The following is an 11,291-nucleotide window of genomic DNA, read 5'->3' on the forward strand; positions in this document are numbered from 1 at the left end:
ATAAAAAGGGAGAGCTAACGCTCTCCCTTTTTTTATGCTTGTTATTATCAGTGAATAACCACTTCACCCATCATGAAACCTATTTATTCAAAACCAGCTTCCATTTCCTCTAGCGTCGTCATAGACAGCAATAGTTTCTCTTCATTGTCGCTGTGCTGCTGCTGTAACGCCGTTTGCTCATTGAGCAAAATCAGTAAATCCGACTTACGACTGTCTTCATACAGATCTGTATTGGCCAGCTTTTCTTCTAGAGCCACTAGCTGCTCATCAATGTTAGCCAATGCCTTTTCGATATTTTCAATATCACGACGAATCGGCGCGGTCAATTTACGTTGTTCAGCGGCCATTTTGCGCAGCGCATCTTTACTAAGCGTTGGCTGAGTGGCTTCGCTTTTTGCTGGTGCTTTGTTAGTAGAGGAAGAATTATTAGATGCTCCCTCTACTGTTTCACGTGAAACAAACTTCTTATTCGCTTTTTTATTCTTTTTCTTACTGCTACTTTTGTCTGTCGAGTTCTCTTGCTTGCGCTTTTCTGCCAGCCACTTACCATAGTCGCTGATGTCGCCGTCGAATTCTTCGATTATACCGTCATGAACCAAAAACAGCTCATCACAGACGTTGGCAATCAACTCGCGATCATGCGAGACCAGTACCACTGCCCCTTCAAACCCTTGCAAGGCGATGGTCAATGCTTGGCGCATTTGTAAGTCTAAATGGTTGGTTGGCTCATCGAGTACAAGGACATTCGGACGTTGCCAAACGATCAAAGCTAGCGTTAAGCGCGCACGCTCGCCACCAGAGAATAGCTCACTGATGGTATCGATACGGTCGCCACGGAAATCAAAGCTACCTAAAAACGAGCGCAGCATCGCATCAGACGTTTTACCTGCTAGGCGACGTAACATCTCGATTGGGGTTGCCTTAGGATCAAGGATATCCATTTGATGCTGATTAAAGTAGCCAAGTTTGAGCGTATCTGAAACCTTGTAACTGCCTTTTAATACACTAAGCTCACCGACCAAGGCTTTAACCAACGTCGATTTACCCGCGCCATTCATCCCAAGCAGCCCGATACGAGTATCAGGGGTTACTTGCACATTGGCATTATAAAGTAGGGGCGTATCGCTATAACCAATATCGGCATCGGTTAGCTCAATCAATGGCGAGCTCATATTCGCTGGCTCATAAAAGCGGAACGAAAACGGGTTGTCTGCCATCATTGGTGATAGCTCTGCCATGCGCTCAAGCTGCTTGATACGGCTCTGTGCTTGTTTGGCCTTACTGGCCTTGGCACGGAAGCGACGAATAAAGTCATCCAAATGTGCCTTAGTCGCTTCTTGCTTTTCAAACGCTTGCTGCTGCTGCGCCATACGCTCATGACGGGTACGGATAAACTGCTGATAGTTACCCGTATAAAGGGTGATTTTTTGCTGCTCAACGTGCAAGATATGACCGACAGTATTGTCTAAGAAGGTTTGGTCATGTGAGATCACGATGACCAGACCGGTAAAGGCATTAATCCAAGTCTCAAGCCACAGAATGGCATCCAAGTCCAAATGGTTGGTTGGCTCATCGAGTAGCATTAAGTCAGCACGGCTCATCAAGGTTTTGGCGAGGTTTAAACGCATACGCCAACCACCCGAAAACCCTTCTACGGGCAGCTCATGCTGATTGGTATTAAAACCAAGACCCGCCATGATTTGCGCGGCTTTAGTCGGTGTACGATAGCCATCGATCTCATCAAACTGCTGATGCAACACCCCAATCTGCTCATCACTGACACTGCTCAAATCATTTAAAGCCGCGTTAATCTCATACCACTGCTCGTCACCACTTAATACATAATCAATCGCCGTTTGCGCACTCGCACCCACTTCCTGCGCCATATGCGCCACATGCCAGCTATCAGGAATGCTCACTTCGCCCCTATCAAGGGTAACCTCGGTATCGCCTGTGCCCATTCGCGTCAGTAATAAGGCAAACAAGGTCGATTTACCAGTGCCGTTATTGCCCGTTAAGCCAACTTTGTGGCCCGGATGTAGCTGGAAGCTTGCCCCTGCAAACAACTCACGACCATCACGGCGAACACCAACGTCTTTAAATTCGATCATATAATTTCTTCATCTCAACAGTAATATAAAATATAAGGCAATAAAAAACACACATCTTGCATGTTAACTGGCGGCTATTATTTCAAACGCTTGCCCCATAGGCAAACGATTAAATAACTATTTCAAAACCAAGCAGTTATTGTGCTAAAAAAGCCAGTCTTAAAACCCGTATGGACGATGATCCCTCTTGACAAACTAATCGTGACCCCCATTATGATATACTGCCAAAAGCGTAATGCCCGCAGACAACTAAAGGGTTGTGATGGCGCAACTACCAACCTTATAATAACCAAACGACATTGCTATAACGACAGCACCCAATTGAATCAAACGCCGCGCGTATCTTTATTTGCAACCATATAAGTTGCAAACCCAAACAGGACGACGACAGCATTTGATCCTAGCAACTGAGGTAGATATGAACGAATCAGCCAACCAATTTAACCCAAGCTCAAGCCAGCCGGTAGATCCTACCGTATTAAGCCTAACCGACAGTGCAGCACAAAAAGTGCGGCGCTTGCGCGAAGAAGAAGGTGACAGCGATCTTATGCTGCGCGTCTATGTGACTGGCGGCGGCTGCTCAGGTTTTTCTTACGGCTTTAACTTTGCCAATGACCTAAATGAGGACGATGCCAACTTTGACAATGGCGACGTCACTCTAGTGGTAGACTCTTTAAGCTATCAGTATCTGCAAGGCTCTACCGTTGATTATACCGAAGGACTAGAAGGCGCGCGCTTTATCGTCACCAACCCGAACGCTACGACTACTTGTGGTTGCGGCTCGTCATTTTCCATCTAAGTTAAATAGTGGATTTAGGCTTTTGATTGATAACTATTATTAATCAATGCCAAATAAATAGGAAACTATTGTGATAAATTAAGTGTACGGTTGTATACTTAATATTATATTGCGCGCCGATAATCCGACTAAAAGCCTATTTGGTCGGTTTTTTATTGTTTTATTATAAGGATATGCTTAAATATCACCACAGTTTGAGTAGCTATATTAATCAATTCGAATGTAAGCTGATTAATCGAAGCTATTAATTGATGACATTTTTGAGAAACTCTCTTTATATCCCAAACAATTAAGGTACATGACAATGGCTAAGTTAACACTTGACGCACTAAATGACATCGACGGCTTTATTGCAGCCGCGCTAGTAGACAGCGAATCTGGTCTTGCAATGGCCACGCTTGGTTCTGGCATCGATCTTGAGCTTGCCGCTGCTGGTAACACGGAAGTATTGCGCTCTAAACGTAAGGTTGCCGCAGCACTAGGTCTGAATGAGAGCATCGAAGATATCCTGATTACCCTAAGCAAGCAGTATCACTTGCTACGTCCATTAGTACGCAACGACAACTTGTTCTTATATCTTGTGCTTGATCGTCAAAAGTCAAACCTAGCGATGGCACGTCATAACCTAAAAAGCTTTGAAACTGAATTAGATTTTACTTAAGTCAGTAATGAGCCCGTTATAACTCAATCATTTGCTCGTGACAATACCCGCACTGAGCTTGATTACTCGTAGCGTTCTAAAGCATCTACCCACTTGGTAGGTGCTTTTTTTAGTTTAGCCAATCCCTTGTTTTTGGCAATAAATTTTTTATTATCAATGATATAGACAACAATCACTTACTGACCTAAAGTATTCATGAGTAACTATAAAACGTGTAATACCGACGTAAATACGCCAAGTTTATTAGCCAAATAGTCATCGACCGACTTTAAGCAAAGCTTATTGTATTTGTAATTGTCCGTGGTTTTCAGGGTGGCTTTGAGCTAAACTGACGTCATTATTAATCTAAATACCTACCTCTTTTATGGTCATACACCTGTCGTGTTTTGAGCCGCCATAACAAATAACAATAGATGACTATTATGAGTAATTTTGCGCCTAGCTTTGTTAGTTTTGAAATCCCTAATTGGTTTGATACCCAGCACTTAGCGGGTATGCTGCGCGGTATCGAAAAAGAAGGTCTGCGCGTCAAGCCCGATGGCTATTTGGCGCAAACGCCGCACCCAATCAAACTTGGCTCCAAGCTCACGCATCCCTTTATTACAACTGATTATTCTGAGAGCTTGCTTGAGCTCATCACTGACCCAAAAACCAGCCCCAAAGAGACGCTAAATATGCTGCGTCAGCTCCATCTTTTAGTGTACCAAGGTATGCCTGAAGGTGAGCTCATGTGGCCACTATCGATGCCATGCATGCTGTCATCCAAAGACGAAGACATCCCTTTGGCGGATTATGGTAGCTCTAACACGGGTAAGCTAAAAACGTTATATCGTAGTGGTCTGGGTATTCGTTATGGTCGCCGCATGCAGACGATTGCTGGTTTGCATTACAACTTATCTTTCGGTGACAACCTATTCGAAGCGTGGCAAGCAAAAGTACCAGCTGCGCAAAGCCAAACGTTGACAGAATTTAAGAATGAGAAGTACCTAGGTCTGATTCGCAACTTTAAGCGTCTGACCAGTCTGGTACTGTATTTGCTAGGCGCCAGTCCCAGTGTCTGTCCTTGTTTTATAGCAGGACGTGAGCACGATTTAGAGCTGCTCAACGATTCAACTTATTACAAGCCTGCAGCGACCAGCCTACGTATGGGCAAGCTTGGCTATACCAATAGTGTGCAAGAGCAGCTGGATATTCGCTATAACTATCTACCAGAGTATGTCGCTGGCCTACGCCGCGCGATTCAAACGCCGCACGAGAGCTTTGAAAAGCTTGGTTTGGATGATGCTGAGGGTCATCCTATCCAGATCAATAACCATATTCTACAAATAGAAAATGAATACTATAGCCCTATCCGCCCCAAACAAATTGCGATGAGTGGCGAGACGCCTACCGAAGCGCTGGAGCGTCGCGGCATCGCTTACGTTGAGTTCCGCGCTATTGATCTCGATCCTTATAGCGATATCGGTATCCGTCTATCGAGCGCTTGTTTTTTAGAAGTGATGGCGCTTTATTGCTTGCTAAATGATTCGCCTGAATTGATGCCTGAGGAAGAAGAAGCGCTGGCCATCAATCTTGAGCGCGTGGTCAATGAAGGTCGCCGTGACAATTTGCACATCATTAATAATGGTGCGGAGCAATCACTAGAAAGCTGGATGTTGATACACCTAGATCGTATGCAACCTCTAGCCGCCCTACTCGATGCGCACTATGGTGGTAATGACTACCGTGCGGCGGTAGCATTGATGCAAGGCAAAGCGGGACATTCTGAATCGACCATATCGGCGCAAGTAAACTCTGATAGCAAACGTCTAGGCAGTTTATGGCAGCTGGGCTTTACCTTAGCGCAGCAGCATCGCGATTCTCTCTTGCAACAAACTCTTAGCCCCAATAACCAAGCCAAATATGAAGTATTGGCTGAAAAATCAATACTTCAGCAAGCAGAAATTGAAGCCGCCGAGACCGAAGACTTTATGGACTTCTTACAACAGTATCGCTAATTAACGTTTTCTATTGTTCATGGTATTTTATTGTTTATAGGGCGTGTTGAACATTCGACCATGGCACTGACAGAGACTATTTTTTAGGCGATTCAACGTTAAAAATCTTAAGTTTAGTCTTTCTAAACGTCTATTTTTAACACAGAAGCGGCAAAAAACAGTCCTGTCCCTACGGGCTGATGCTAAAATCGCCCCATACTGCGTTGCAAGTCTAGCTAAGGTATTAACATTATCGTCGACTTGCGCCTTGTATGAAACCATTTTAGCAATCAGCAGTGCCTATTTGTGAATGTTCAACACGCCCTAGTGTTTTATTGATTATTTTATAAGAGTATTTGACCAATGCTAAAGCTAACCACCTACCGTAACTTGCAAGTCTTTTTGGTATTAATGGCAGTGATAGGAATGAGCTTTGCGCTGTTTTATTTACAGCGCCATCTGGGTCTATCACCTTGCCCACTTTGTGTTTTTCAGCGTATCGGCCTGATGGTTATGGGTGGCTTTGCCTTAATAGCAGCACTGTTTAATCCGAAATCTAAAGTGGTAAGACTTATATTATGGCTTGGTAGCTTAGCAGGTATCGGCTGGGCTACTGCGGTTGCTGCGCGTCATGTCTGGTTACAACACTTGCCCGCTGACCAAGTCCCTTCTTGTGGTCCGGGATTAGACTATTGGCTCGACACCTTACCAATGAAGCAAGTCTTGAATGAAGTGTTTGCTGGTTCTGGTGAGTGTGCTGAGATTGCTTGGCGATTTATGGGCTTGAGTATTCCTGAGCAATCACTGATTCTTTTTAGCATTCTATTGATAGTGCATGTAATAATATTATGGCGCATCGTACGCCCTGCTACCCCTATTCGTCGTGCTTAACAGCAATCGGCGCGGCTAACTACCAAGCAAGATAACGCTTTATACTTTTATACAATGGCAAATCTCTAACACAAAGGGATTTGCCATTTTTTTATGCGCTTTCTTTTTTATGCGCTGTATTTATTGCTGTTATTGAATCGCTATTATTTATTATAAGTGTCGTTATAAGTGCTACCCTATCTGTTCTCCCATCGAGTTGATTATAACAAAAAGTCCACATAGATATCTTTGAGCTTTGATATGGTGAGACAGCTTGTATACTTAACTGGTATAATGATGTGTTTTAATTATACATTCGTTAACTATCAACCATTAGCTACCAGCCATTAGCTACTAGCCATTAATGAACAAGCACAATGTTCAATATCTATAGCTCAGCCTTATTATTAATCGATACCAACCGATAAAACAATGCCGTCAGACGCCTAATACGGACTCAGTAAGCTCGTCCGCTTTTATCTCTGATAACAGCCATTGAGCTTCGGCGATCGCGCTGGCTCGGTCATAATTGACAATACTCGTAACGTTTCTAGAATCTATTTAAAAACTGTTTTTGGTATGCCATGATATATCTTACGTCTATTTTTTCTACCAGTTCTAATATCATAAGACGCGCTCGTCGACCCTTATTAGCCGTGCCTATCTGCTTACTGCTTATTGGTTGCGACAGCTCTTCGTCGACGACCAATAAAGGCATAAGCACTAAAGTTGCCCCCGTCGATAATACGGAAAACGCTGCTCTGCAAGATGCTGCGCAAGACAATCAGCAAACGGATACTGATATATCGGCCAATGCAGATACAGGTCAATCGCTCATTAACGCCGCCCAACCCGATGATGACACGCATACACGTCACTCACCCATGATCTCAGAGCCACATGATAATAGTGCATTACAGGCTACGTTAATGGGCGATTATGGTGGTATGGTTCCTTGCGCATCTTGCGACAATATCGATATTACTCTGAACTTATTCGCCGATGGTTCAGTGTTAAAAACCAGCCTCTATAATAGTGCTGAGCCGCCGCGCCAGCCATTGCTCGAGTCGGGTATTTATCGTCAAGACAATGATACAATTACGATTGTTTATGAAAGTAAGCATATCGAAACCTATCATATCCAAGACAACCATCTGGTGATGATGGATGAGTACAAAAATCCCAACGGCGACTATACCTTGTCACGCAGATAAAAGTGCAGCAGTATAAAAGATTGAATACACTCAATCTAATGATGCCAAATAAGCAGTCGCATAACGCCTATCTATTGGGCGTTTTTTATTGGTCATCCAACAGTGTTTACTTTACAATAAGTGCCTGCTGGCTATAGAACAACCGAGCGCAAATAGGTCGTTTAGTATAGCAAGCGAGGTTTGCGCCGTAACCATTTATCAATGCTCTGATATAGCCAGCACTCGTGACCAATAGGTTGGGTACGTCCTAAAATACGCAGCGCTTTGATGTTGCTACCTTTTCGGATAACTCTACAATTTCATTTTCTTATTCAAGCTCGTACGGAACGTCTATGCATATTCATATTCTTGGTATTTGTGGTACTTTTATGGGCTCATTGGCCTTATTGGCACGCGAGCTTGGACATACGGTCACGGGCTCAGATGCCAATGTCTATCCACCGATGTCTACCCAACTTGAAGATGCGGGCGTGACGATTGAGCAAGGCTATCTGATAGAGCACTTGCAGCCAGCGCCAGATTTAGTCGTCGTTGGTAACGCCATGAAGCGCGGGATGGATGTCATCGAATATATGCTAGACACAGGTCTACGCTATACTTCAGGGCCACAATTTTTGTCTGAAAAAGTGTTGCAGTCGCGTCACGTCATCGCCGTTGCCGGTACTCATGGTAAAACCACGACGACGACCATGCTTGCCTGGATACTGCATTATGCAGGTATTGATGCGGGGTTTTTGATTGGTGGTGTGCCGCTAGTCGATACCACTGACGAGCATTTGCAGCAAGTTTTTGCACATAGCAGCTATTTGGGTGCTGAAAAAACCAATGATGCAGCAGAAAAAACTGGCTATTTCGTGATTGAAGCTGATGAGTATGATTCGGCATTTTTTGATAAGCGTTCAAAATTCGTTCATTATCGCCCGCGTACCGCTATTTTAAACAACCTTGAATTTGATCATGCTGATATTTTTGCAGATCTCGATGCTATCCAGACCCAGTTCCATCACATGGTACGCATGATTCCGAGCACGGGTAAAATTATCATGCCGGCAGCAACTATTAGCTTAGAAGATACCTTGGCAAAAGGCGTTTGGACGCCTATTTGGCGCACGGCAGTGATTGACTCAACAGAGGCTAATGCTAATGCTAATGACGGCGACAATAATACGACTCTAAAAAACAGTAGCGACTGGCAAGCCGAACTTATTAGCAAAGACGGCGGTCAATTCAAGGTTAGTTTCGTAGCTGATAAAGAAGCCACAGCGCTCATCGATTGGTCGATGAGCGGTATTCACAACGTCAATAATGCACTGGTTGCTGTCGCCGCTGCCTATAATGTTGGCGTCGATGTCAAAACCGCTTGCGCAGCGTTATCAGCATTTGCTGGTATCAAGCGTCGTATGGAACTCATCGGTGATGTAAATAATATTTTAGTGTTTGATGACTTTGCCCACCATCCGACTGCCATCACCACCACGTTGGATGGTGCCAAAAAGAAACTGGCTGATAGACGCATTTGGGCAATCATTGAGCCACGTAGTAACACCATGAAAATGGGCATTCATCAAGACAGTTTGGCTGAGTCTGCCGCCCTTGCCGACTATACACTTTGGTATGAGCCTACTGGTCTCGAATGGGGTCTAAAAGACGTCATCGACAATGCCAATACTGCCAATCCTAATATCGACAACCAACAGGTACTCTCTAGCGTCGATGCTATTATTGAACATATCACTAGCCATGCAAAAGCTGGTGATGCGATTGTCATTATGTCTAATGGCGGCTTTGAGAATATTCATCAGCGCCTATTAACGGCCTTGCGCGAGCAATAGTTCAACCGACCAATCAAAACTACTGTCAGAATGATAGCGTCGCTTATTAATCATAAACGGCGCTATTTTTATGCTCATCTTTTATAAATTATAATCAACTCAGACTAGGGTCTGTTGAATATTCAAATATTAGCGACATTGCTACCTTTTTAACCTTTCGTTTACCTATTGCACCTGTGCGATAGCAATTTGAGGTTTTTTCTCACATAGCCCGTACACTGGTAACATTTTGTGCTTACTCTTATTCCTATAGAGTCCTTACAATGTATTTATCAAAACCATTAATAATTAATAATACATTTAAATTACAATAAATTAGGAGAATGAAATGGGCTTTATTTGGATGATTATCGTAGGTTTGGTCGCTGGTCTATTAGCACGAGCAATTAAGCCAGGTAGCGACCCTATGGGTTGGATTATGACCATTGTCTTGGGTATCGTTGGTGCTTTATTGGGCGGTGTCATTGCTAGCGTTATCGGCATAAATGCTGATGGTGGCTTTACTGGTCTAATATTCTCAGTAATCGGTGCCATTATCTTGCTCTTCATCTATGAGATGATCATGAGCAAACGTGGTGTATAACCTTGTATCTTGAATAATCGCTTAATACTATCGATGAAAGTTGATAAAATAAAGCAGTTATTCATGAGCATTGAGAGTATGAGTATAACCTTAGTGCCTAGACACTGTGTAAGAGATTATGCCCAATGCTCATCCTATCATCTTAATATTCTGAATGGTATCCAAGTGCCTCGACATCTTATCAGATGCCATGAGTGACACTGCATAAACAAGGGAAGACAATAAGATGACACATTATATAGGCATAGACGTTAGTAAAAATAAGCTAGATATTGCATGGCTCAAAGACACTGACAAACTAAAATTCAAAACTAAAGTCTTTAAAAATGATCACAGTGACTATGCTGCTCTTATCAACTGGCTAATTGCTAACATTACTGATGACTTAAACAACATCCACATAACCCTTGAAGCTACAGGCGTCTATCACGAGAACATCGCCTACTACCTATTTGATAAAAAGCTTAACGTTAGCATCATCAATCCTGCTTACGTCAAAAGCTATGCTGCTAGTTTAGGAAGTCGCAACAAGACGGATAAGAAAGATAGTATGTTATTAGCCCGCTACACCTATAGTGCTAAGCCTAAATTGTGGACACCGCCGCCAGCAGAGGCGCGTCACCTCAAGTCTTTACTGTCGCGCTTAGACGCGCTACAAGAAGACTTACAACGTGAGCTGAATCGATTGGAAAAAACGGAGGCCACAGACACCGCTCCTATCGTTAAAGCGTCTATTGAGCAGATGATAGTCTCTTTGCAAGCCGCCATTGTTAAGCTCAATGGTGATATTGATGACCATATCGATGGTCATCCCAATTTAAAGCAAGACCAATATCTGCTACAAACTATTAAAGGCGTCGGCCCTGTTGTCTCAAAGCAGATGATGTCGCTGATGCATAATAAGCAGTTTAGTCAAGCGTCGCAAATGGCAGCCTTTTTAGGTCTAGTTCCCAAGCATAGTGAATCAGGGCTATTTAAGGGCAAGTCTCGCTTAGCAAAGAATGGCTCAAGTGCCGTAAGAGCTAAATTGTATATGCCGGCGCTAGTCGCCATTAAGCATAATCCCGACATTAAGGCGCAGTATGAGCGACTGCTTGCTAACGGTAAGTGCAAAATGCAGGCTGTCTGTGCGGCGATGCGTAAGCTTGTGCATATTTGTTTCGGCGTGGTTAAACATCAGCAACCTTACCAAGCAAGAGTTGAGCTAATTAGCACTTGATTTGGCTTTTTTAAGATGGTATCTCT

The 11,291-nt window shown here is 43.6% G+C and carries 9 protein-coding genes; 8 read left to right on the forward strand and 1 reads right to left on the reverse strand.

Annotation, left to right across the window (positions count from 1 at the left end):
- Positions 1–83 precede the first annotated feature (83 nt).
- Positions 84–2,111, reverse strand: coding sequence for an ABC-F family ATP-binding cassette domain-containing protein (locus W293_RS0111645; RefSeq protein WP_025652617.1), 2,028 nt, complete (start codon positions 2,109–2,111; stop codon positions 84–86).
- A 418-nt stretch (positions 2,112–2,529) separates the two neighbouring features.
- On the opposite strand from W293_RS0111645, the gene erpA reads away from it, so the two are divergent.
- The 8 genes from erpA (at position 2,530) to W293_RS0111690 (ending at position 11,265) form a co-directional block, all read left to right on the forward strand.
- Positions 2,530–2,910, forward strand: a complete 381-nt coding sequence (gene erpA, locus W293_RS0111650; protein ID WP_025652618.1) for an iron-sulfur cluster insertion protein ErpA — start codon at positions 2,530–2,532, stop codon at positions 2,908–2,910.
- A 304-nt stretch (positions 2,911–3,214) separates the two neighbouring features.
- Positions 3,215–3,571 (forward strand): hypothetical protein, encoded by a 357-nt coding sequence (locus W293_RS0111655; RefSeq protein ID WP_025652619.1) that lies wholly within the window; start codon positions 3,215–3,217, stop codon positions 3,569–3,571.
- Positions 3,572–3,984: 413 nt separating this feature from the next.
- Positions 3,985–5,568 carry a glutamate--cysteine ligase gene (gshA, locus tag W293_RS0111665; protein WP_037025887.1) on the forward strand — a complete coding sequence of 528 codons (1,584 nt, stop codon included), beginning with the start codon at positions 3,985–3,987 and terminating at the stop codon, positions 5,566–5,568.
- Positions 5,569–5,910: 342 nt separating this feature from the next.
- Positions 5,911–6,438 carry a disulfide bond formation protein B gene (locus tag W293_RS0111670; protein WP_025652621.1) on the forward strand — a complete coding sequence of 176 codons (528 nt, stop codon included), beginning with the start codon at positions 5,911–5,913 and terminating at the stop codon, positions 6,436–6,438.
- Positions 6,439–7,001: 563 nt separating this feature from the next.
- Positions 7,002–7,631 carry a copper resistance protein NlpE N-terminal domain-containing protein gene (locus W293_RS0111675; protein ID WP_025652622.1) on the forward strand — a complete coding sequence of 210 codons (630 nt, stop codon included), beginning with the start codon at positions 7,002–7,004 and terminating at the stop codon, positions 7,629–7,631.
- A gap of 332 nt (positions 7,632–7,963) precedes the next feature.
- Positions 7,964–9,463, forward strand: a complete 1,500-nt coding sequence (gene mpl / locus W293_RS0111680) for a UDP-N-acetylmuramate:L-alanyl-gamma-D-glutamyl-meso-diaminopimelate ligase (RefSeq protein ID WP_025652623.1) — start codon at positions 7,964–7,966, stop codon at positions 9,461–9,463.
- Positions 9,464–9,791: 328 nt separating this feature from the next.
- Entirely contained in the window at positions 9,792–10,046 is a 255-nt protein-coding gene (locus W293_RS0111685; RefSeq protein ID WP_025652624.1) for a GlsB/YeaQ/YmgE family stress response membrane protein, read from the forward strand.
- A 226-nt stretch (positions 10,047–10,272) separates the two neighbouring features.
- Positions 10,273–11,265, forward strand: coding sequence for an IS110 family transposase (locus W293_RS0111690; protein ID WP_025651576.1), 993 nt, complete (start codon positions 10,273–10,275; stop codon positions 11,263–11,265).
- Positions 11,266–11,291 lie beyond the last annotated feature (26 nt).

Source organism: Psychrobacter sp. TB67 (genome assembly GCF_000511065.1).
GTDB classification, from domain to species: Bacteria; Pseudomonadota; Gammaproteobacteria; order Pseudomonadales; family Moraxellaceae; genus Psychrobacter; species Psychrobacter okhotskensis.

Coding starts and splice junctions, on each gene's coding strand:
- erpA (WP_025652618.1), top strand. CDS start 2,530: ATGAACGAATCAGCCAACCAATTTAACCCAAGCTCAAGCCAGCCGGTA.
- gshA (WP_037025887.1), top strand. CDS start 3,985: ATGACTATTATGAGTAATTTTGCGCCTAGCTTTGTTAGTTTTGAAATC.
- W293_RS0111655 (WP_025652619.1), top strand. CDS start 3,215: ATGGCTAAGTTAACACTTGACGCACTAAATGACATCGACGGCTTTATT.
- W293_RS0111670 (WP_025652621.1), top strand. CDS start 5,911: ATGCTAAAGCTAACCACCTACCGTAACTTGCAAGTCTTTTTGGTATTA.
- W293_RS0111645 (WP_025652617.1), bottom strand. CDS start 2,111: ATGATCGAATTTAAAGACGTTGGTGTTCGCCGTGATGGTCGTGAGTTG.
- mpl (WP_025652623.1), top strand. CDS start 7,964: ATGCATATTCATATTCTTGGTATTTGTGGTACTTTTATGGGCTCATTG.
- W293_RS0111675 (WP_025652622.1), top strand. CDS start 7,002: ATGATATATCTTACGTCTATTTTTTCTACCAGTTCTAATATCATAAGA.
- W293_RS0111690 (WP_025651576.1), top strand. CDS start 10,273: ATGACACATTATATAGGCATAGACGTTAGTAAAAATAAGCTAGATATT.
- W293_RS0111685 (WP_025652624.1), top strand. CDS start 9,792: ATGGGCTTTATTTGGATGATTATCGTAGGTTTGGTCGCTGGTCTATTA.